The 23,172-nt window shown below is 42.6% G+C and carries 16 protein-coding genes; 4 read left to right on the top strand and 12 right to left on the bottom strand.

Annotated features, from left to right (window positions below; translation table 11 throughout):
* Positions 1-92: 92 nt before the first annotated feature.
* Together QNH28_RS03725 and QNH28_RS03720 are read left to right on the top strand one after the other, a co-directional pair.
* Positions 93-1,868 (top strand): ABC transporter ATP-binding protein, encoded by a 1,776-nt coding sequence (locus tag QNH28_RS03725; RefSeq protein ID WP_283910223.1) that lies wholly within the window; start codon positions 93-95, stop codon positions 1,866-1,868.
* Positions 1,855-3,630, top strand: coding sequence for an ABC transporter ATP-binding protein (locus QNH28_RS03720; RefSeq protein ID WP_283910222.1), 1,776 nt, complete (start codon positions 1,855-1,857; stop codon positions 3,628-3,630). Before QNH28_RS03725 ends, QNH28_RS03720 begins: the two co-directional genes overlap by 14 nt.
* Before the next feature lie 80 nt (positions 3,631-3,710).
* Here the strand turns inward: QNH28_RS03720 and QNH28_RS03715 are convergent, their stop codons facing one another.
* The 8 genes from QNH28_RS03715 to QNH28_RS03680 all read right to left on the bottom strand — a co-directional run bounded on the left by QNH28_RS03715 (position 3,711) and on the right by QNH28_RS03680 (position 13,344).
* Entirely contained in the window at positions 3,711-7,076 is a 3,366-nt protein-coding gene (locus QNH28_RS03715; protein WP_283910221.1) for a HEAT repeat domain-containing protein, read from the bottom strand.
* A 171-nt stretch (positions 7,077-7,247) separates the two neighbouring features.
* Entirely contained in the window at positions 7,248-8,000 is a 753-nt protein-coding gene (gene yaaA, locus QNH28_RS03710; protein ID WP_283910220.1) for a peroxide stress protein YaaA, read from the bottom strand.
* 103 nt (positions 8,001-8,103) lie between these two features.
* Complete coding sequence (locus QNH28_RS03705; RefSeq protein WP_283910219.1) at positions 8,104-8,352, bottom strand: hypothetical protein; 249 nt, start codon at positions 8,350-8,352, stop codon at positions 8,104-8,106.
* A 31-nt stretch (positions 8,353-8,383) separates the two neighbouring features.
* The gene (locus QNH28_RS03700) at positions 8,384-9,940 is read right to left on the bottom strand and encodes a glycosyltransferase family 39 protein (protein WP_283910218.1); all 1,557 of its coding nucleotides are present in this window, start codon (positions 9,938-9,940) and stop codon (positions 8,384-8,386) included.
* Between the two features lie 171 nt (positions 9,941-10,111).
* The gene (locus QNH28_RS03695; RefSeq protein WP_283910217.1) at positions 10,112-10,984 is read right to left on the bottom strand and encodes an aminoglycoside phosphotransferase family protein; all 873 of its coding nucleotides are present in this window, start codon (positions 10,982-10,984) and stop codon (positions 10,112-10,114) included.
* A gap of 37 nt (positions 10,985-11,021) precedes the next feature.
* Entirely contained in the window at positions 11,022-11,408 is a 387-nt protein-coding gene (locus QNH28_RS03690; protein WP_283912042.1) for a VOC family protein, read from the bottom strand.
* 156 nt (positions 11,409-11,564) lie between these two features.
* A complete protein-coding gene (locus QNH28_RS03685) occupies positions 11,565-12,470 on the bottom strand; it encodes a GNAT family N-acetyltransferase (protein WP_283910216.1) in 906 nt (301 codons plus the stop codon).
* A gap of 133 nt (positions 12,471-12,603) precedes the next feature.
* On the bottom strand, positions 12,604-13,344 hold the full coding sequence (locus QNH28_RS03680; protein ID WP_283910215.1) for a hypothetical protein: 741 nt from the start codon (positions 13,342-13,344) through the stop codon (positions 12,604-12,606).
* Positions 13,345-13,587: 243 nt separating this feature from the next.
* Here QNH28_RS03680 and QNH28_RS03675 point away from each other — a divergent pair, with 243 nt between their 5' ends.
* Positions 13,588-15,384, top strand: coding sequence for a flagellin N-terminal helical domain-containing protein (locus QNH28_RS03675; RefSeq protein WP_349655056.1), 1,797 nt, complete (start codon positions 13,588-13,590; stop codon positions 15,382-15,384).
* A gap of 137 nt (positions 15,385-15,521) precedes the next feature.
* On the opposite strand, the gene gnpA is transcribed toward QNH28_RS03675, so the two are convergent.
* Together gnpA and QNH28_RS03665 are read right to left on the bottom strand one after the other, a co-directional pair.
* Entirely contained in the window at positions 15,522-17,684 is a 2,163-nt protein-coding gene (gnpA, locus tag QNH28_RS03670) for a 1,3-beta-galactosyl-N-acetylhexosamine phosphorylase (protein WP_283910213.1), read from the bottom strand.
* Between the two features lie 12 nt (positions 17,685-17,696).
* The gene (locus QNH28_RS03665) at positions 17,697-18,716 is read right to left on the bottom strand and encodes a glycoside hydrolase family 88/105 protein (RefSeq protein WP_283910212.1); all 1,020 of its coding nucleotides are present in this window, start codon (positions 18,714-18,716) and stop codon (positions 17,697-17,699) included.
* Between the two features lie 405 nt (positions 18,717-19,121).
* Between QNH28_RS03665 and QNH28_RS03660 the strand changes: the two genes are divergently transcribed.
* The gene (locus tag QNH28_RS03660; protein WP_283910211.1) at positions 19,122-20,063 is read left to right on the top strand and encodes an AraC family transcriptional regulator; all 942 of its coding nucleotides are present in this window, start codon (positions 19,122-19,124) and stop codon (positions 20,061-20,063) included.
* Between the two features lie 17 nt (positions 20,064-20,080).
* Here QNH28_RS03660 and QNH28_RS03655 read toward each other — a convergent pair whose 3' ends face one another.
* Entirely contained in the window at positions 20,081-20,803 is a 723-nt protein-coding gene (locus tag QNH28_RS03655) for an MBL fold metallo-hydrolase (protein WP_283910210.1), read from the bottom strand.
* Positions 20,804-21,008: 205 nt separating this feature from the next.
* Positions 21,009-22,925 (bottom strand): hypothetical protein, encoded by a 1,917-nt coding sequence (locus tag QNH28_RS03650; RefSeq protein WP_283910209.1) that lies wholly within the window; start codon positions 22,923-22,925, stop codon positions 21,009-21,011.
* Between the last annotated feature and the right edge of the window lie 247 nt (positions 22,926-23,172).

Below are 23,172 nucleotides of genomic sequence, written 5' to 3'. Positions count from 1 at the left end.
TTAGTCAATTGATAATGTTATAATCACTTTGTTTTATTCACTCTTTTCAGGCAAGAGTGAAAAAACAAGAACAATCAGAAACAGGTGATCAGATGTTCGAACTGAAATGGCTATGGCAGAACTTAGAGGGCAACCGGACACGGTACATTCTAGCGCTCTGCCTCTCGGTAGTGGGTTCAAGTCTTACGATTGTAAACCCTTACATCAGTCAGCGCATTGTCGATACGTTTATAGCAGGTGACAATGCGCTGCAGAATCTTACACAAGAACGGCAATTATTGATTATGCTCTGCCTCGGCATGATTGGATTTTCTCTACTGCGTACAGGACTTGCTTATTTTACAACTATGCAGTACGAAAAATCCTCGCAAAACATGATGTACAACATCCGGATTTTTTTGTACAACAAGATTCAGGGACAGGACAGAGAATATTACGACCGTAACCGTACCGGCGATCTTATGACCAAGATGACCGGGGATCTGGATATGGTTCGGCACTCGATGGCATGGATTTTCAAAACGATCATTGAATCGCTAACGATCTTCATTGCTGCTGTTATCTATTTTTTCACCATAGATGCTCAGCTAACGCTGTGGATGCTAATCCTGTCACCGCCCATTTTTATCGTGGCTTACATATTCGCTAAACGCGTCCGTCCTATGTATATTGACCTGCGTGAGCGGCTCTCCCAGCTTAACACGACTACTCAGGAGAATATTTCAGGCAACCGTGTGGTTAAGGCTTTTGCCCGCGAAGAGTTCGAGGTGCAAAAATTCACGGAGAAGAATGTCAATTATTCTACAGCGAACAAAAAGGCCGCTCTTGTATGGCTTGATTACTTTCCTTATCTGGAATCCTTCGCTCAGGGCTTCAACGTCATTCTAATGCTGGCAGGTGGTTTATTCCTTATGAACGGCCGAATCACCTTCGGTGAATTTACAGCTTTCTCTTCACTGATCTGGGCTATATCCAACCCTATGCGCAACATTGGGATTATTATCAACGACATTCAGCGCTTTTTTGCGAGCTTGTCCAAAATCATTGATATCTATTACGCAAAGCCTAATATCGTAAACGAGCATACGTCTACTAACAAACGCCGTTACGAAGGCCGTATTGAGTTCGATCATGTCCGCTTCAAATATGACAGCGCTATCGTACTTGACGATGTTAGCTTTACCGTTGAACCTGGTGAAACCATAGCGATCATGGGCTCGACCGGATCAGGCAAAACAACCATCATCAACCTGATTCCTCGCTTCTATGACGTAGCCGAAGGACGTGTACTCGTCGACGGCGTTGATGTCCGAAAGCTGGAGCTCGATGAGCTGCGCGATAATATCGGCATGGCGACCCAAGATGTGCTCTTGTTCTCTGATACTATCGATGGAAACATCGCCTATGGTGATCCTGATCTTCCGGAAGAGGATGCGATAAGCTTTGCCGAGCTCGCAGCCGCACACGACTTCATTACCAAAATGCCTGAAGGTTATGATACCGTTGTCGGAGAACGAGGAGTCGGCTTATCTGGAGGTCAAAAACAGCGTATCGCTTTAGCACGTGCTTTGGCAGTTCGCCGTCCGATCCTCATTCTGGATGATACGACCTCTGCTGTCGATCTTGAGACGGAGGAGCATATTCAGAAAAGTCTACGCGAGCTGGATTATCCTTGCACGAAGATTATTATCGCGCAGCGTGTATCTACGACCGCGCAGGCTGACCGTATTCTCATTCTGGATAACGGGAAGCTGGTTGAGGAAGGCACCCACGCCGAACTGCTAGCGAAACGAGGCTACTACTACGATGTGTTTAAACTGCAGAACGAGGGTATTGGAAGGCAGGTGACCGCAAGTGGCAAGGAATAAATTCGACGTCGATGAGAATCTGGAATCGCCGTTTAATATAAAACACTTCCGGCGTGCGATGGTATACATCAAACGAAAGAAAACGCCAATGATTGTTGCATTTATCCTCAGTGCACTTTCAGCGGCCATTTCACTATCAGCTCCACTGATCATGCAGCATGTGATCGACGTGACCATTCCGGCAAAAGCGAAGCTTGCGCTACTGGGCTGGGCTGGACTGATGCTTCTGACCATTGTGGTCAGCGTTTATCTGGCTACCATTCGTTCACGTATCATGACGAGTGTTGGGCAGGATATTATTTTTGACATCCGAACAGATTTGTTTAAGCATCTGCAAGAGTTGCCCTTCAAGTATTATGACGACCGTCCGCAGGGCAAGATTCTCATCCGGGTCGTAAACTACGTTAACGCCGTTTCAGATGTGTTATCCAATGGTATTATCAACTTTATTCTAGAAATCGTGAATTTGCTCTTTATCGCAGCCTTCATGTTCGCTGTTGATGTGCGTCTATCATTTGTCATCCTTGCAGGGCTGCCAGTATTCTTTGTCATCATGATGCTGATCAAAACTCGGCAACGCCGGGCTTGGCAAGCAGTATCCAATAAAAGCTCCAACCTGAACGCCTATTTGCAAGAAAGTATCAGCGGTATTGGTGTGACGCAAATGTTCTCCCGGGAACAACGCAACGAAGGAATCTTCACACGTCTCGCGGGTAATTTCCGTACAGAATGGATGAAGGCTCAACGTTACAACTTACTTATTCCGTTCTCCGTAGACAACTTGTCTACGATCGTTACATCATTGATTTTCCTTGTAGGCCTACTAACACTGAGTCCACAAGACATGACCCTCGGCGTCATTCTGGCGATGAGCAGCTACGCTGCCCGCTTCTGGCAGCCGATTCTGAATCTTTCGAACCTGTACAATAACTTCATCAACGCCGTTGCCTATCTCGAGCGTATCTTCGAGACGCTGGATGAGCCCGTTACCGTAAGTGATATTCCGGATGCGAAGACACTGCGACCTGTAGAGGGCCATGTCACTTTCGACGATGTGACCTTTGCCTATGACCCAGGACTCAATATTCTAGAGAATATCTCCTTTAAGATCAAAGCGGGAGAAAGCATCGCTCTAGTGGGACCAACAGGTGCAGGCAAAACTACAGTCGTCAATCTGATCTCGCGCTTCTATAATATTTCAAGCGGTAAGATTCTTATAGACGATCAGGATATCTCGCAGGTTACGCTGAAGTCCCTGCGCAGCCAGATGGGGATTATGCTACAAGACAGCTTCATCTTCTCCGGTACGATCTTGGACAATATTCGTTACGGTAAACTCGATGCCACCGAGGAAGAAGTGATCGCTGCCGCGAAAGCTGTTTGCGCCGACGAATTCATCCGTGAATTCGATCAAGGCTACCTGACAGAGGTCAACGAGCGTGGCTCCAAGCTGTCTCAGGGACAGCGGCAGCTCATCTCGTTCGCAAGAACGCTTTTGGCTGATCCGAGAATTCTCATATTAGATGAAGCCACTTCATCGATCGATGCGAAGACTGAGCGTTTGCTGCAAAAAGGTCTGAATGAGCTCCTTAAAGGACGTACCTCATTCATTATCGCGCACCGCCTGTCCACCGTAAAAAACTGCGACCGCATTATGTATGTATCTAACAAAGGCATCGCAGAAAGCGGCTCACATGATGAGCTTATCGCACAAAAAGGTCTTTACCACCGCCTTTATACGGCGCAGAAGATGGAAGCTTAATTGAATAAACACCAAAAAAGCTCAGGTCGAATTGTAGCCTGAGCTTTTTTGGTGTTTATATTTTATTAAAAATATGAAAACTAATCTATCACCGTCCAAATATTTAGCGCAAGTGAGCGAACCGCAATATTCGTGTGATTTCTGTACACCCTCAAACGCTCTGCAGACTCTGGACTCCAGAGTAGAGCACTTCCGGCAACCTCAAGCAACGAAAGTCCAATATACTGAGATTCGTAACTCCCCTCAGACCCTAGCACATCTACAATATCCAATAAAGTCTCCGGACTCCAGTAGCCTGTGCTGTCTTTTAAATTATACGCAACCTGCTTGTAGGCATCGCTCAACAGCTGCGGCTGATTTGAAATACAGTTAACCATCTGATTCAAATAAGCGGCGGATTCCTTCACATTATTCCAGTCTATTATTGCTATATAAAGCCTCATCACAACTTGCTGTAAAGTCTCATCCGATGTTAGACACTCAATCAATCCCGTATACAAAGGTTTAAGGTGCACCCGGGTGATTGTTGGCAAAGCGTTCAGCTGGTTGATGAGTTTCAGGAGACGTTGCCGATGAGGCAAATCTCTACTGGTAGTTGCATTCCATTCATCCCTTATCGCCGCACTAGCTAATTTCTGACAAACGCCGATTACAACCTCATTGATCTTACCATCGCGGCAGGTTTGTATCAGCGTGTTCATGGCAAATTCCCATCTGTTGCTGTCTTCCAAATCCATAATAGCCTGAGCGGTGGCAGCTGCAACAATGCCTTCATTTCCATTGGTCCACCACATCATAGAACTGAAAGCATACTTGCCGACAAACCCATCCGGATGATTTCCGATTTCAATGATTAATTTTAAATAGCGAAGTCTATAGTCTAGCGGAAGATCATTAGGCTGTTGGGATAACAAGCTTCTTGCGATATCACTTTCTGATGAAGCAGCCATTGCACTTAAAATCTCCCAAGCGCGCTCATCATCTAAAAGCTGTTTTGCAGCATGCCCTATGGCAATGATTACATCCTTGTGTGCATTTGGTTTCTCGAACTCGTTCATCAATAGCGGAATGCTGTCATCGCTTCTATAAGCACCCAGTAAGCGGATGGCCTCTTTTCTGACAGTGATCTTCAGCTTATCCCGATTCAGAAGCTCTTTCAGCATGGTAACCAGTAACACCGGATTCACCCTGCGGATGCATCTGGGTATCGAGTACATGGCTACACGTGCCCGGTCCCCATCCAGATTCTCCAGCAGAATGGGAAGTGCCTTCTCCGGTTCTTCCATAAGTGAAAAGGCATGAAGTGCAGCTTCTACTACAGTTACTTCCTTATCCTGCATAAGCCCAAGTAACCTATCCGAACCGAGATCAGGCATGCTTGCCATGATCTTAATAACTCTTGCACGCTCCCAAAGATTACGTTTGGCATCGTATGCAATTTTTTCTAATAAGGCACTTAATGCTTGTTGCTGACGTGGCAGCCATCTGTGGAATCCATCCGCGGCCGGCACAAGATAGATAGTTTTGCCTGATAGGAACTTGCCCTTAATGACAGCCCCTGAAATAAAAGGATCGAGCCATTCTTGACGCTTCAGATGCAGATGCTGGAATACTTCATGGATCGTAATATACGATTTATCTAAAGCTAATAATTCCTTAACTCTGGCATCACGTGTTGTACGAGGCGCAAGCCAGTATCTGGCCGCTTGTATGGCTGTAGAATCTGCCTTTGCCCTCGTTGCTTCCTTTAACAGATTCTGAAGTTTTATGATGCCGTAACCTCTTTTACCAAATGAGCTAGCCAGGCTAAGCACCAGATTGTAGTCTTCTCTTTTGTTGCCCTGTACAGCTAATGTATAGATTTCATCAAAGATGACCTCTTTTACTCCTTGGGGTAAATTCTTCTCCAATGATGGAAGTGAAAGCTGTCCGTTCTGCTGGGCCAGTTTCCGGATCGTATTTAAAGAGAACTTGAACAACTCACTGTGAGGATTTAATGCGTTATGCCGGAGAATAGCAAATGCCAGTTGTTGAACGGAAAACTTCGTACCATATGAAGTATCTCTGGCATCTATAACACTATCAACAAGCATAGTAAGTTCTTGTACATGGGCATCGGTGAACACAGATGCAGGACTTTCTGAAAGCTCCTTAAACACAAAACCTCGAACAGGATCTTGCTCATTTCTAATCCGGCCCAAAAATACCAAAGTCTCATGCATACCCTGTCTCGACAGAACCGTACTTCTGATCAGTTGCATAAGCGCCGTGGAACGTTCTTCTGAACTGGATACCTTTGTTGCTTGTTCAAGCCCCGCTCTTGAATGAAGAATCGAACGGCAAGCGGTGAGTCTGATTGTTCTCTCCCGGTCATCATTGATTTCACGAAGGCCAAGCATCCGGGTGGCTTCCTTGTCACGCAAGGCATGCGGTAATACATAAAGTAATCTTTCCGGAAAAACATGGTCTTGGCGTTTATCTTCTTCATACACGGCATCAAAAATCACTTGGCGGTTGGAAGGTGCAATATTATGCAGCAACTTCGCTAAATGCATTGGGTGATCTGCGAGTAATTTCGCTATCTCAATCCATTGATTCATGGATAAATATTTTTTTCTTTGTAGTACCCCTTCAGGCACACCATAAGAAATCAGATCGCTCCGCGACTCCGTTCGTGTCAGCAGCTGATACACCATATTCGGATTTTGGCGTACTAGCGTGCCAAGTTGTTCCTTTAACGCAGGATGTATGATACCCTCGGGTCCATGATTCATCGCACATGCAAGTACCAGATCTGCCTTCAGATTGCATAGAATCTCCATAGCTGATGAGAACCTCCACCAGACATATCCCTTTTCCCTGAGTGGTGTGCTTTCTAGCGTTGTTTCAAAATATTCCGCTACTACGTCAAGATGCCTGCTGGCTAGTTTCTTCCAGTCTTTTATGGCATATCCTATATCAGCAAGCCACTTACTAACTGTTTCCGAGTAACAGGCCTGCAGTACAATCGCTGCCTCCTCCGCTCCCCATCGGTCGTACACCACAGGTAATAAACGTTCCGCCAATTCCTGACGGTTAATCTGTGAAATACTGTGCAGCAGCTTACGGCGGCAATCATATGATAAATCGGGGAGCTCACGTTCAATATCAGCATCTGAAGCCACCTTTGCCAAAAGACCCGCAGCCGTATTTCTGATACTTGCCATGGGATGCCGCAGGGCTGACAGAATAATAGGGGCATCATGTGTTGCAATGGCACCAATTAAGGCAAGTCGTGCTTCATAAACGCCATCCTCCAGCAAGGAGGCTAGTAATTGGGAGTACTGGACAGATCCAAGATGATCACGGCCTAATATCGCTACTTTTTTGACTCTGTCGGAATAGCCTAGTGAATCCAATTCTTTAAGTAAGCTCTGTTTGTCCAATGGATCTCTTTTAAAAATCATAAGCCCTCCTCTTTCACCTGTTCTTATTCCATCCGGACTTTATTCTCTATACCGCAATCTATCCCCTTTAAAAAACTAGAATTCCCCATATAGTTTCGCTAATCAAAAATAAAGGTAACCCTGAAGCTGGTTGTTCAACCACCTCCAAGATTACCCGTAGTACTACTTACTCTATTCATTCTTTTTTTGTATAAACACATACGTACTCTCATCCGACAGCTCATCAGCAAAGCTGAAATCAAACCCGTCGAAGGCTTTGATACCCTCCACACAGGTGATTTGCCGCTCAGCCATGAAATGTACCATTTCACCTCTGGCCATTTTAACCAAAGTCGCTCTCTCAACGATCTTACCGCCGATTTCCTGCCCGAATACACAGCTAATCATTCGAACGTTTCCGCCAACATACGGAGAGATGCACTTGCTGTATTCCTTGGAGGCCAGATTCAGAATGATGTCACTCTCCGAAAATAGCTCATCCGCCAGCTTCCTGTTCCAGAACTCGTAGATAGAGCTGAAACCTGGTCCGCTAAGCTTAGCCTGCATCTCCAGCCTGTACGGAACAACGCCGTCAAACGGCCGGACAATACCATAGAACCCGGACAATATCCGTAAATGCTGCTGAAGATATTCCAGCTCCTCCATTTGAAGTACCCCAGGTGCCATGTACTGGTACTGGATACCCTCATAAGAAAAGATAGCCGGTGTAAGATTCCGTGATACATCCATATCCCGAATCCGTTCCACATTCAGCGTGGCGATGGCATCATTGCATTTCCATAGCGATTTGGCTTCTTCATAATCCAACTTTTGTAATAAGGCCAGAAGCGTCTGGGATTCACTTATAAATTGCGGCATATGGCGGCAATCCATAAAATCAGTATCCATCTTCATCTTCTTGGCAGGTGATATAATGATTCTCATGATGCTCCCTTTTCTCTTTTCTTACCCCCGCGGGGAATTTAAATGTAACCTTATCCTATCATACTTAATCTTCGTAGGCTTGGGGCAAGTTGATGAAATTTATTCACTGCCGCCCACTTTGTGCGCCACCGCCATCCGTATCTGGGTTGCCGTTTCTTCTTGTCCCGCCATTCATGCCGGGAGAGCTACCTCCATCTTTACCCCGACCACCGTTAAAGCCCTGTCCCCCGTTCGCCTTTGAACCAGAATCTGTACTTGATATCTTCTGCGCGGTAATGGCATCACAGGAGACGAGCACCATGGAACAACTAAGCACTACTATGAGCAAAGCGAGATATCGCTTGATCCGCATCTTTGAACCCCCTCTTTCCGAGCAAACATGGTCAACGTGGAAAATATCTTTTTAACATATAATCATATACATCTTTAAAACCCATGTAGGATAACACGATCAGCAGCGGATATACCGGGTAAATATATCGAGACTTAATCTCCCATAGTAGATAAAATCCGATAAAGCCCAGCACCACAAGAATCAAAGAGGTCTCTTCAAATCTTTTGGCTCTTATTCCACCGATTAAGCAAACGAGTATACAAACATACATCAGAAAATTCAGGACATACAGCAACCACAGTAGCCCGCTGCGGTAGCTCGAATCCCCCTTAAATAGATCCGTAGCAGCATTAGTGTAGCTATAATGGTCCATGACAAAGCCCATTCTTCCACCGTTACTGGATGATCCATCATTCCCAAGTCCATATCGTTCCATCTGGTAGGTTCCTTCTGTCCAGGTCCAAACGATTTTTTTATAATACATTTTCACTACGTCGCTTAGGCTCGCCTCAGAGAGTTTATGGCTGATTTCCTTTTTAAATAGCTGCGTACTTTCTGCCTTATTATAATTTGCATCCTGCTGATAGATAGCGTAGCTCTCCCTGTTATCCCAGAATCCAAACGTCTCCAGATTGATCCCCATATTCAGCCACATATGGACCGGTGCGGAATTTTCGTTAATCGGTTCATCTACGACATTCGTCGCCTGCAGCACAGCATTTTGCGTCCAACCTGGAACATTAAACAATAAAGCCGTAATAAACAACGCGCTTAGAGCCTTTTTCACCCCGATCGCACGCATGTTGAACAAAAGACTGACTACCACAGCAATCAGAAAAATAACACCGATACTTCGGAAATAGTTGCCGACTGCCAGGAAGATGGCTGCGAAGACAATATCCTTTAAGGACTTTCTTTTGATAAATTTCACGGCAAAATATAAAGCACTTGTCAGAAAGGCAGTCGCGATCACATCGTTATAAATTAAATTACTCATAAACAAAGAAGGGATATAGGTAGCGGCAAACACGAGAATGCCATAATCATGATCCTTAGACTTACCCTTGAGCTCTTTATACAGCAGGTAAATCATTAACGAGGTTAAGAGTGTAAATAGAATATTGAATACTTTGATCACCAAGTAATTATCCGGAAATAACTGTAGCAACGTCTTTAAGTACACAACAATCGAGAAGTTAAACGGGAACATATGCAGATAACCCGTCGTGTCAAAAGATGAATAATCATTCCTGTACAGCATATCAAGTGCCAGTGAAAGCACCGTCTGCGAATCATCCGTCGGCAAGCGAGGAGATAGAAAAATGATCACGAGCTGAATGGCAAAAGAACATAGAAATGTGACAGGAATGACGATTTTCCAACTGTACTGATTAAGCTTCAGGCATATTTTATACAAAATAACGCTTAACGCCAGCACCACCACAATCCCTAGAATAAAAAGGCCGAGCTGTTGCTTCTCCAAAACGGGCGTGTCCCCATATACGAAATAATTATATTTCGCCCGGATAAAAAAGGAGGAAGCGATAAACAGTCCTATGAAGCATGCCAGTATGAGATACAATGTTTTTTGAATTGCCCTTACCATGGAAAACCTCCTTTACACAGTTGAAGTCCTACACAAGTACATCCCCCGATTCATAAAAAGCATTATAAACACCCAAACTGAATATTGAATGAAAGCAGCGAACAAACGTAAATAGACCGCCGCCCTCGCAAAGGGTTGCGGTCTGTATTGTAATTCTTTTTAAGATGAAGTTCATTTAAACCCTTGGAAATCCAAATCTTTCAGGAAGCGATTACTTCCTAGTATGCTCTTTACCCTCTTCGTTACATTAGGCCCTTTGGGTGTACTACCTCGTCTATTCAGCAAGATCCATCTAAGACAAGCCCATGCTTCGAAGACCTCAAGCTCTTCCTGCTCCATAAAATTCTCCAATAGATAAGCAGAACGGAACATATCAGCGTAACGCTCGGAGATGTGGACTTTCAGCAGAATAAGTGACCATGCAAAATCATATCTAGGGTCTCCCAACTGGCCGTTCGTCCAATCGATGACGGTAAATCGCTGTTGTTCCTCTACTATATTTCCTAAATGAAAATCTCCATGAATGATACGATCTTGTTTCATAGGCGTTTGCTCCACTAGAGAAATCACAGCTTGATTAAGGTCTGTATGCTCTCTCACTTCAGGAAAAAAGTAGTCGATGAAATCGTACTTAGGTAGTTGTATATGTTCCAGCTCAGCGATATCTATTTGATGAATTCTGGCTAAAATGCTCGCGAGCTCCTTCATTGTCTTATTATTCACTTTATGAATTGGCGTTCCGTCAAAGCTTGTTAACAACACCTTATTCCCATCCGGATTGATTCCCCAACCCACTGGTTTAGAGACGGCTACCCCTCGTTCGGACAGGACTTCCAATAAACGGTATTGAAGCTGAACATCTGGTTTGGAGCTCTTACTCCATGTTTTCAAGACATAGCTTTCCTGATCTAGGTTGATCTTTAGAACCTCAGCTTCAAAGCCATCATCCATCGGATGCGTGGTTAAGCTGGCTTCATGATAGAGTAGCTCATCCATGATTTCATGGTGTTCAAGCCAGTTTACATTAGTTATAGAGGTTCTCAAGAGCAATTCTTCCTTTCTGGTGATTGTATATATCCAATTATTCTTGTGGAATGCCAGCTACGATCTCAAGCAAATTGCCTTCTGGGTCAGCCACAACAGCTTCACGCAACCCATAGGGCTGTGAAATAGGTTCTTTTATAGGAGTTGCACCTGCCTTCACCAGACGCTCAAATTCCTTGTCGACCTCTTCAGGTGAGAGAACGCCAAATGAGACTTCCATTGTCCCATTCAACCCATTGGGATAACCTAGTCCTGAAATACTCAGCGCATCCCGCTGACACAAATTAAAAAATACACCACTCTTTAGCTGAACCCCGGTAAATACGCCACCATCCCATTCTATAGCCATATTCATGACGTCCCGATAGAATGTGACCATCTTTTCCATGTCTTTTACAATCAAAGTTACAGCACCGATTTCCATTAAATCCACCCAATCTTCTAAATTATTCCTTTTATGATCGTAGACATAGTAACATAGGCGGTAAAATATTGAAATGAATTATAACAATAATAAAAAGCTCTGTAGAAACTCTACAGAGCTTAGTAGCAAGCAATCGCTGTTCAACTAGTAACTTACTTAATCGATTTCATAGCCAACGGTAAATCTTGAACAGCACAACTCATAACCGATCTGAGTATATAGCCTAATAGCTTTCTTATTATCTCCATGCGTGCCCAAAGTAGCGATTGTTTTGCCCTGCTGCTTTAGATAATTCAGTGCGGTGCAGATGATGTTACGAGCGACACCTTTTTTCTGCCATTCAGGAATGACGAATACATTCTCCGTTGCACTTCTCTCGTCGGTGATTCTCCAGGTTGAGGTGTTGCCGATCAATTGATCGCCATGAAACGCGCAGAAATTAACGATTTCGGGAGATCCCTGCATCCATCCCAAGTGATTCAAGCTCCAAGCCACACCGTCAAAGGAAGCAAGTTCAGCTTGACGATATTGTTCCTGAGCTTCACTATTGTTCAGTGCAGTTGGCTTCACCAGAACCCCTTCTGGTAAAGGATACTTAGGAATCTCCCTACTCAAGTCATATTTATATACGACAATCGTATCGCAAATCGTAAATCCACGCGCTAGACAGAAGCTCAACTCTTCGAGATCATCTGTGTCGAGATATTGAGCCATGATAATGCGTTTCTCTTGATACCCAGCTTTAATTTCTTTGACCCGTCCGATTAATGCTTCAATCAGTGCAGCTTTGATACCTTCATCCTCTGCGTTCTCTGCAAATATAATTTCGTAATTAAGATATCGTTTGAAGTTTGGGTCTTTATCATGTCCAACCGCATGAAAAGTATCATGCTCCATCAGATGAGCAACGGCCAGAACCTCTCCGTCGCCACTCACTGCACAGAACATATTTCGCTTATCCAGATCTCCATGGTACAGATATAGCATTTTTAGAACAAAGTCCATGCTTTCAATTTGCTCCGCATCTTCATCCTTCGGATTTCGGATTACAAAGTCCCTCATGAATAAACATCGTCTCCAATCTTTTATGGCGCTGCAAATCATTTCTTAGTTAAATAATGGATGAGGCAGGCTATGCTCAGCAAGGGAGAGTTTAGTTATATTCATAATTGCGAAAGATATTGTGAACATATTTTTATAGAGTCTGCACTTCGAAGCTTACAGGATCCATACAAAACACTTGGACTTCCAGCGTATCCATAAGCTTTTCCAAGTGCCTTCTTTCCCCATTACGAAGTTCCAACATTTCCTTATAATGTAAGGAATCTATAACGATCAAAACCGCTTTCTTTATGCGTTTAGGTGATCCAAATTCATTCGAATAACTATTCAAAAACTTGGACTTTGACAGCACCTGATAATATGTAGCGATTTCAAGCACACATCTTAAGAGGGTTTCTCTATTTTCATTAATTTTAAATTCGATCAGAACCATACAATCATCCACCAAAGAAATTAAATCAATCTTACCTAGTCCCTTATCCGCACTACTATTTTTCAAAGGGACTTGATAGTCCATAATCCTTCCAATACCATTAAATATTTTTCCACTTTGACTTAAGTTAAATAATTGAATAGCAACTCTCTCTTCTTTTCGATTAGAATCCTCTTCCTTGTGCCCGGTAGTAACAACCCCGTCATGCGTGATCACACGATACCCACTCTCTCTAACTACTTCATTGATCTCTTTCAGCCGATTTTTTATATCCAATCTCAACAATTCTTCAGCAATTACTTCTGTGAATAATTCGCCATTCGTTGTCTTACCTCTACGATTAAGGATGCTAGATTTATACAATTGATCGATTGTATTAACGTAAGCGCCTACCTCATTAATAAGGTTCATCTTTGAGAGCATGCTCTTTCCTTTTTTCATAATAAAAAAACACCTCCTAGAGTTTCATCGGATAGGGATTATCTAATTTCGGAATGGCTAACCCGGGTCTTCATATAAATAAAACTTTTCAAATATAGTAAGGATTTAAAAAAATCCAAAAAAAAATAAGCCGATTCATTCTGCAAAGCTGCTTTAATGCATTCATGGACGCAATATCTATTATTGTGATAATATGTATGGGAATTCACATTATTTCTCCTAGAGGTATCAATTATGATAATAATGCACAATTTGTCTGCTCTAAATACAAATAACTTGTTACGGAAAAATGCTAAAGCTGGTTCTAGTAGTATGGAAAATCTATCATCAGGCTTACGCATCAATAAAGCTTCTGATGATGCTGCAGGATTGTCAATATCTGAAAAAATGAGGGGACAAATTAGAGGACTGGATCAGGCATCCAGAAATATACAGGACGGCGCTTCACTCCTTCAAACAGCAGAGGGCGGCCTACAAGAGATAAATGATATATTACAAAGACAAAGGGAATTGATTATTCAGGGTCTAAATGATACGAATACGGATAACGACAGGCAACAGATTGAGGCTGAAATACAACAACTTACCCAAGAAATAGACAGCCTTTCAAGGAGAACAGAATTTAATTCAATTAACTTGTTGGCTAGAGATGATTATACGATACTTGCTGATCGATCGAGCAGTAATACAGCCTATACTATCAGTGACCCGCCACCAACTACTAGAGTAACTAACAGTATAGTCTACAAACCTCAAGGAACATCAGCAGAAACAAGACATGTAATTAGTAGTTCAGATACATCAGTAACGACCAATACATATTCAAATACCAATAATATTTCTCCAATCGCCTCTCCAGATGGAAGAGCAGGCTATAATGAATATAATATTGATATTGAAACAACAACTAAGACGGACATAAATAATACTGTTTATGAAACGTTAACAGCATCAAACGATCCACAATATGCTACACCTGCCTACTGGTTCTCTGTTGGAATGAATAAAACCAGTTTTGGACCCAAAGATCTTGGTGATGTATACGGTTCAATGCACGAAAATATTGAAGTTAATGGAAGTTTCAGACCCATCGAGTATACATCTCGCAGTGGTTCAGGATCAGATCCTGCCTGGGATCATATGTGGTTCCCCGGCACAAACCTATCAATTATGAGACATAGGACTGTACTGGCTGATAACTCCATGGAAATCAAATATGTAATTAATAATATGGATCCAACCGATGCCAATATTAAACTAGATAATATAATCGCCCCTCCAATAAATTCAGTTATCACTGATGCAGGAGGAAATCCGTTAGCTACCGGAAATACCATAATAAATCCACCTTCAGGAAGTTCATTTAACCTAACGGGATCAGATGCCAACGCTGGCTTAAAATTTGATGATTCACTTGGATTTCTGGCGCCTACAGAGCTTACGATTAATAATCCGGCAGCAGGTCAACCACAAATAAATTTTGATTGGCAACTCACTATACCCTCTGGTACGAGTGTAACATTGGGCTTCAATTATGGTCCGTTTTCATTAAATCTTGATGTATTTGAACTAACACATGAACTAGTAGAAACTAAGCATATTGAAACAACAGTGAAAACGGATATAAAGGATATTGACTATGTTCCACCAAGTCTCGATATTCAAGCAGGGGCTAATCATAATCAAACAATCATCATCCCCCTGTTCAATGTAACCTCTCAAGGATTGGGCATTGCAAATATGGGAATATTGCCACCCGGTATACCTGATAAGACATTAGCTCAAATAGATAAAGCCATAGGAAAAGTAATAAACTATAGAGGGATGTATGGTGCATTACAAAACCGTATGGAGCACACATTGAACAATGTGAAAAACTCTGCAGAGAACTTAGCTTCGGCAGAATCACGTATCCGTGATGCGGACATAGCTAAAGAAATGATGAATTTCACAAAAACCAACATATTAACTCAAGCTGCCCAAGCAATGCTGGCACAAGCAAATCAGAATCCTCAAGCTGTATTGCAACTCCTAAATTAGTATTAAAATAGACTGCAAACTCAACGTATAGCATATTCGCTTTACAGCAAAAAGCTCAAGCATCGGCAGGTTAGCCGCAGCTTGAGCTTTTAAATGTTATAACCATGAATGGTTTTTCCGTTCCTATGCCGATATTATTAATCCCCAATCATTTTAATCATCGTGTCAAAAGGATCTAATTCCAGGGTTTGCTGTCCATATTCCGTATGAATCGTAGTTTTTTGAAGCTGATCGCTATTGTTAATCATCACGAGGATTTTGCTTTCTGGATAATAAGCACACTCTGTATATAAGTTATCCGTAATGTACTTGGTCTCCGTGAACTCATTACCCGCAAACCGAATCAAATTCAGCAGCAACCTTGTATTTTCAAAACTGAATGTGAAAGAAGGAAGGTAGATCCCCTTTCCTTTACCAAAGTCATGCGTGGATAGAGTGATCAGCCCATCCGTTTCATTCACAACCGCTGCTGCTCCATCGGTAAGATAAATGTTATTTTTGGGTGTTATGCTAGCCCCAGCAGGCACTAAACCAAACTCATCCTTCACTTCATATGTCCATTTTCCATGCGCTACTCTGGAGCCTGTATCTTCATCCAGACCGAGCACATGTGCCATTCTGAAAAAGCTGTCATACCCTTCAAGCGCCGAAGGCTGATTCACACCTATAAAAGTACCACCTTCATAGACCCATTTTGTCAGTAGATCCACGCACTTGTTGTCCCTCCAGTGTTCTCCACCACTCCATGCTGAACCAGCAGATCCGGCATTGATCACCACATCATAATCTTTTAAAATTCCCTGACGGATATCCTCAAAATCAATGAACTGTACTTGAATCGGCAATCCGGATAAAGCCTCGTTGATATGAATCAAATCATGCATATACGTTTCATGGAAATGCCCGGACAAGGTCCACGATCTCAATTTACCCCAAGCGTGCAGAATGGCTACCTTCGTCTTTATATGATACGGTTTACCTTTATGATGCAGCTCTTTAATTTCTCTGAATTCACCCGCAATCTTTTCGATATAATCACAAAAATCCGGATAAGGCTCTACAAGATGCAAATATCCGCCCAATCCAATTCGATCTATAGGCTCTCTGAGTAGAGCACGCCGGATATTAATCCAATATTTTTTGGCATCTAATGTAGGGTTCCCTCCCTCCTTAAAGGTAGGCAGTCCACCTAACCCAACCGGAAATAAGTAGGGATGCAGCCGAATCTCATGGGTATCTACTTTTACACCTGAACACATTCTTGCCTCGAACCCTGAGAACACACATTTAATCATCCCGTCGAAGCCAAACTCCTCGAAACGATCATTGTAAGGCTCCATGCCAACCCAACTGTCATCATAGAAGACATATGCCAGCTTGTCGTGTCCATGCACAATATCAATTAATTTCTTACTAAATTCGATGACAAAATCATTGATAAATGCCATCCAGTCCAGCTTGCGCTGCTGCGCCGGGATATGACTGACACGATATTTTCCACCATTCACAAAATCCTCGGCCGTGAGCGAATACCCATATTTTTGAGCAAACAGATCAAGTGCTCTAGCGCTTACGGTAAAATCATATGAACCCCAGTCCGAGAACAAATGGCGGTTACGCTCATTGCTGCCCCAGATCCAGGCGAAATTATAAAATAGGGATGTAAACCGAACAACCGTTGTTTCCTTATGATGCTGACACCAATCTTCGATCCAGTTGAGCAGATACTTTTGCGTTTCAACATAGATGGGGTCAATCTGCATCAGATGTTCTTTTTCCCAGTGATTCGTGGTGTGATTGTACATGGAGATCTCTTCCCAAATCCGGTAGACCATGAAGCTGACCGTATATTTGTGCCAAGGCGCAATTCCAGTAATGACTACATTTCCTGATTCCCGTTCATAATTCCACTGTTCCTTTGGAATCTCATTGCCGGTCGTTCGGTCAAAAACCTGCCAGTATTTAAACGCCTCTTTGGAGTCATTCACTCGGAATTGTTCAGCGAAAAAATCTTCCATTAAATAGATCGATAAATAATCTTCGACCGCTACCTTAGGATTGGTTATTAAAAAGCTCTGCTGTAGCTTATCAGGGTTTTGAGAAGCCCATTCGTTATGATCTCTGATGATACAGATTGTAGAATAAATGCCGTATCCTGCGTTGATAATCTCATCGGACAACTGTGTACCGTCACTGTCACGGATGACATCGGCACCCCACCGTTCAGCTAACTCTAAGGTCAGTGCCTCATAACCGGATTCGCCCGGTAGTGTAAAGGCCCCCGTTGTTTGCTTGGACAACTTGGATCCCTCCTATTTAAGCATATCGGACAGAAAAGACAGTGCTAAGCCTTGGCCCCAGCCTTGAATCCAGTCTTTTGGAATATTGCGATAGCCTTCCCGGTCCTTCATAACCGCTGTTCCGCCCGATACTCCCAGTACACGTCCATCCTCGCTGATATTGCTTAGGACACCCTTCAGGGCCTTTTGCACATATTTGGTATGCAGCGGATTGCCGTTATTGATCATTGCAGCCGCTATCCCACAAGAGGCAGATACTTCTTCATAGGATTCTTCGTCATCCAGTACGGTCCGCCACAGGCCGTTCTCCGTTTGCACAAGCTTAAGTGCCGCCAATTGATCGCGCAGCGAACACTCCACGTCCATACACTGCGGATACAAATACCATTCCTTCAAAAGCTTTTTGACTTGCGACATGGTATATGCGCCCCAAGCATTTGCTCTACCCCAATATAATCCGGACATGTGATCCTGCTTCACATTATTGTAGCCATGGTACCAGAGGCCGCTGCTAGGGTCTTGCAGATATTTAATATGCCAGTAATATTGATTCAAGGCATCTTGGATCATTTCCTGATCGTTTAATTTGCTTCCAACACGGAGCAGAAAAAATGCCGCCATAAACAATGTATCTGCCCATGCCTGCTCTGGAAAATCATTAGAGACGGATACGGTATGCTGCAACACATGATCTCCGAATCTGAGCGCATGGTTCTGCAGATAATCCACCTTGCTCATTACAATATCCCAATATTTCTGATTGCCTGTTTCTTCATACAAGGTGATCAGCATATGGCCCATGGCACAGGTGTTTACCGTCCAGTCCGGCAGGCCCAGCTCGATATATTCATCTGCCCACTCGACAAGCATATCCAGATACTCTTTATTACCTGTCGTTTTATAAGCTCTGGATACCCCATAATAAGCCACACCACAAGGCCAGTCCCATGTTAAATCCATCGTCATTGTTTTTCTAACTACTTTGTCGATGACGCTTAGAATCTCTTCTCTGTCATAAGTTAATTGAAGCATCTTGATTCTCCTCTCTTTCGCACACGCCCCCATTGGCGCTGAGAGCTGTCCGTCCTATGTAAACGCTTTACTAACTCTATTGTAAGGAGTAAAATGGTCTGATTCTAAGCATATTCATAACTAAACTGTGCAATTTCAACCATTAAGAGTACAGGGTCAGTCGCAATTCCGGGGAATGTTGGACTTCCGGCCGCTGTTGTCTCCAGATTTCTTGATTTGTACCGCTATTAGCGGTTGAAATCCGGAGACAAAGGCGGACGCTAACGCTCCTACAGTTCCAAAATTCCCCTCCACCGCTTCTTTCCCTTTCCTCAAGTTGTAAAGTACATCTATATTGTTGAACTTGAAATCACTTTAACCTATAATCTACTCAACCTACGTAATAAGAATGGGAGTATTGAGAATATGCCCAGAAAAAAGAAGCCCGTCATTGAATACCGCCACTACAGCTTGCCGATAAACTTCCCTATTCTACTGTTAAGCGGTGAACGTTGGAAGATTTCCGATATCAAAAGTGAACATCTCCATTTCCATAACCATTTAGAGATTGGCATTTGTCATTCGGATAGCGGCATCATGGAGATCAAAGGTGAATCCGTACCCTTTAAAGCCGGAGATGTGACCTTCATCCCTAGGTATCTGCCTCATACCACGTATAGTTCGCCAAATGAAGCTAGTCTTTGGTCTTATATCTTTTTTTCGCCAGAGGACCTTTTTCAGCATTCATTCAAAAGCGCTTATAGTGACTTCGAGCCAAATTTGTGGGCGATCAAGGGAATGAATTGTATTTTGAACAAGGAGGAACATCCCAAGGTTTATACCCTTGCGACATCGGTCGTAGAGGAATTGAAGCACAAAAATCCTTACTATCAGGAAAGCGCCTACGGCTTATTATTATCCCTTTATATAGAACTGCTTAGAATCCATTCCCGGAATGAACCTTTGGCAGAGCAAGAAATAGAGCATAACCTGAAAGGTGATTTTGTCATCTCTCCGGTTCTGGAGTACATCACCAAAAACTATATGACACCTATCACCATTGATGATCTGGCTGATCTGTGCCATCTAAGCACCACTCATTTTCGCAGAAAATTCCATGAGATCATGGGGACCGCACCTCTAGATTTCCTAAACAGTACCCGCATTGAAGAGGCCTGCAAGCAGTTAAAAAGCACGGATGCTTCCATCCTCTCCATCTCTGAACAAGTCGGCTTTCAGTCCATTTCCAGCTTCAACCGATGTTTCTCCAAGCTTATGGGCGAATCTCCCAAACAATGGCGTAAAGCCGCACATTCCGAAGCCCAATCTGCAAAAGCATCTATATTGGAGTTTACGGGGTGGGTATAGGGAAAGGGAGTCCCTGTTTACTTCACTTCACAAAATCTACTTAACACATGAATGATTTGCTCCTTGCTCATAGGGGCGTCGTGCCCTGGGATATACGTAGTGAATGAAAGATTTTTTAAAAACTCAACATATTCCTTCATTTTTATGGGATCAATTTTACCTTCTCCATGATAATAATCTCCACTATGTGCATCACCTGCAAATAAAACCTCCGCTTCTTTAACATATACAACACAAGAGTCTGCTTCATGCGGCCCTCCTACCTTGAGGATTTGGCAAGTGATGCCCCCTAAATCCAATGTTAAAGAATCCTCGAAAATAATCGATCCTGTGCTGACCGAAATCTTATCGAACGTATCATATTCTTTTTTCATACAGTTATAGGCGAATTCTATTTCTTCTTTTGTCTCTAAACGTTTTACAACGGACTCTTCATCCCATTTCCACGCTTTCAATCGTTTTAGTACCTCATTCGTTGCTGAAGATACTATGGATTCCCCCTCAAAAGCATGCATGCCAAAGGTATGATCCCAATGCCAGTGCGTAATCAAAGCATATTTGGGACGTGGTAGATTGTGATCATCCAAACCCTTTATAAAGGCATCAAAATGCGATTTTGAATTGCCACAATCAATCATAATTGAAAAGTTCTCACCTACAACATATCCCAAAACAGGTCTGTCTGTTTCTCTAACATTTTCTGAATAATAAATAGATTCATTTATTTTTTTCAGTTCCATAAGATTGTTTTCTCTCCTTTAGAACAGCGGGTCATTTTGTAATTTAATAATGAATCCGGATAGCTCATTGAGCAAGGGAGAGTTTAGTTTTAGGCGTTCTCACCAAGAGCACAAGTCAATCCAACTCCAAAAAAGAGAGTCCCCCGGTAGCCACTTTTTTATGGCTACTAGGAGACTCCCTCACAATTAGGTTTTTGCTATAAGATTATTTCGAATTCTTCATAGTTGTCGAACGAACTTGAAATGCTCCATTTTTGTAAGCAAGAACAGCGGTTTCTTCGCCTTTAATTACGGAAGTAGCTTCACCATGAATCGTTTTTGTTGCAACAATCTCATAGACTCCATTTTTATCTACATCAGATGCTTTCATTGTATTGTAGAGTGAACGTTTGCCATTCACTTTCACGTACTCGTTAAGAAGAACTTTCACACCACTATCTTTGAAGGATACTACGTAAGCATTAGTGCTGCCGTTGTTACCGCCAGAGTATACAGTAATCATGACATCTTTAGATTTATCTCCGTTGAAATCTCCAACGAAGTTAATTTTTGGCTGGTAACCCGTGAAGCCTTTGAGATTACTGTTGATCACTTTTTTAGTTTTTCCTTCAATAACGATGATGTTGATATCTGTAACCAGTCCACCATTTGCGGCATCCTTGTTACCAATCAGTAAGACATTATCCGCAACATCATTACCAGTTACATCCACTTGTTGTTTCGCAAGCAGGATTGTTTTTGCTGTTGTTGTAATCCCCTTAAGCTCAAAACGTTTGCCAACGGTGAAATCACTTGTTGTAGTTGATGGTGTAGTCGCTGGTTTGCTATCGGATTTAATGGTTTCTGTACCCACAACCTTGAAAGCACCGTCTTTGAATGTGAATGTTGTTTTTTCCTCACCTAGAACTATAGCTTCAGCGTCACCGCGAATTTTTCTAGTCCCTACCAGATCATATACACCATCTTTATTAAGATCTACTTGCTCTAAAGTATTGAAAAATGCTGGTTTACCATCCACAACAGGTTTTACACTCAAAAGTGGTTGTACCTTATCACCTGTGAAAGACAATATGTAAGCATCTGTTGTACCATTGTTACCACCGGAGAATGCTGTAAACATTACATCATTTGCTTTGTCCCCGTTGAAATCACCAATCCATTGAATTTCTGGTTTAAAGCCATCGAAACCGCTGATTTTTGCATCCTTCAATGTGTTTGTTTTGCCATCGACAACAACCAGGTTGATGTTGCTTACATAACCAAGCTCATCTGCTTTGTCACCGATCAGATAGATTTTATCTTGGACACCGTCTTTATTAACATCGTTAACTTGTTTTCTGATAAGAACAGTCTTATCTGTTGTGTTAACACCTTGCAATGCGAAAGGTTGGCCAACAGTCAGTTCACCAAGTGCAGGTTGTTTAAATGGGTCTTCTTTAGTAGTTTCTGTTTTGCTAACTTGGAATTCGCCGTTTTTGTACGCAAACCATACTTTTTCATAGCCTTTTACCACTGAAGTAGCTTCACCATGGAGGATTCTGATTCCAAGCAGTTCGTTCACGCCATCATTTTCCACATCGACTGCTTCTAATGTTCTGAATAATGCACGTTCGCCTTTTACCTTCAAATCCCCACCCAGAATAATAGAAGGGGTATCATTCTTGAAAGTTACGATTCTAGCATTGGTAGAACCTTGGTTACCACCGGAGTACGCAGTAATCATCACATCAAGTGCATGGTCATTATTGAAATCACTCACATAGCTGATTTTCGCGTTCAAACCACCAAAGTCTTTAATCCCTGCGTTTAACACTTTGTTTGTTTTGCCGTTTACAACGATGAGATTAATGTTGTCGAAATCAGGAGATTCATTTTTGTCACCGATGAGATATAAAGTGTCCTTCACGCCATCCAAATCAAGATCAACCGTGCTTGTTGCTATCAATACTGTATTGGCGTTCGTTTTAACACCAGCTAGTGTAAATTTTTGTCCAACTTGATTAGTGGATGATGCTACGGTTGAACTGGTTGGCGTTGTGACAGGATTGGCCATTGCTTGAGATGAGAAAGATGCGACTGCTGCTACACATAATGCAACGGATAATGTTTTCTTAATTTTCATTGTGTTTCCTCCGATGGTTTATAAAGGTTGGTGTCGAATACAATCTCATTATATTCCTAGAAACATAGGACAGAGTGACGGTAAGGTAACATTATCCTATTGAAATAAAACAATAACTAAATAAAATATCCAAATCAGAGGAACTTCAAGCACTAAATAATGCCAATTTCTTTCGGGGATAACGGTCGCAAAATCAATAGAAACGCTTTCATTGGCTATACCATGGGATTTGAACAACCCTACTTTT

Origin of the sequence: Paenibacillus sp. G2S3 (genome assembly GCF_030123105.1) — a bacterium.
Taxonomy (GTDB): Bacteria; Bacillota; Bacilli; order Paenibacillales; family Paenibacillaceae; genus Paenibacillus_AQ.
Note: the sequence above shows the minus strand (reverse complement) of the source record. Positions and strands in the feature narration are given on the sequence as shown.

Excerpts from the sequence above, each read along its gene's own strand:
- QNH28_RS03725 (WP_283910223.1), top strand. The coding sequence starts at position 93 with ATGTTCGAACTGAAATGGCTATGGCAGAACTTAGAGGGCAACCGGACA.
- QNH28_RS03715 (WP_283910221.1), bottom strand. The coding sequence starts at position 7,076 with ATGATTTTTAAAAGAGATCCATTGGACAAACAGAGCTTACTTAAAGAA.
- yaaA (WP_283910220.1), bottom strand. The coding sequence starts at position 8,000 with ATGAGAATCATTATATCACCTGCCAAGAAGATGAAGATGGATACTGAT.
- QNH28_RS03705 (WP_283910219.1), bottom strand. The coding sequence starts at position 8,352 with ATGCGGATCAAGCGATATCTCGCTTTGCTCATAGTAGTGCTTAGTTGT.
- QNH28_RS03700 (WP_283910218.1), bottom strand. The coding sequence starts at position 9,940 with ATGGTAAGGGCAATTCAAAAAACATTGTATCTCATACTGGCATGCTTC.
- QNH28_RS03690 (WP_283912042.1), bottom strand. The coding sequence starts at position 11,408 with ATGGAAATCGGTGCTGTAACTTTGATTGTAAAAGACATGGAAAAGATG.
- QNH28_RS03685 (WP_283910216.1), bottom strand. The coding sequence starts at position 12,470 with ATGAGGGACTTTGTAATCCGAAATCCGAAGGATGAAGATGCGGAGCAA.
- QNH28_RS03680 (WP_283910215.1), bottom strand. The coding sequence starts at position 13,344 with ATGAAAAAAGGAAAGAGCATGCTCTCAAAGATGAACCTTATTAATGAG.
- QNH28_RS03675 (WP_349655056.1), top strand. The coding sequence starts at position 13,588 with ATGCACAATTTGTCTGCTCTAAATACAAATAACTTGTTACGGAAAAAT.
- QNH28_RS03665 (WP_283910212.1), bottom strand. The coding sequence starts at position 18,716 with ATGCTTCAATTAACTTATGACAGAGAAGAGATTCTAAGCGTCATCGAC.
- QNH28_RS03660 (WP_283910211.1), top strand. The coding sequence starts at position 19,122 with ATGCCCAGAAAAAAGAAGCCCGTCATTGAATACCGCCACTACAGCTTG.
- QNH28_RS03655 (WP_283910210.1), bottom strand. The coding sequence starts at position 20,803 with ATGGAACTGAAAAAAATAAATGAATCTATTTATTATTCAGAAAATGTT.
- QNH28_RS03650 (WP_283910209.1), bottom strand. The coding sequence starts at position 22,925 with ATGAAAATTAAGAAAACATTATCCGTTGCATTATGTGTAGCAGCAGTC.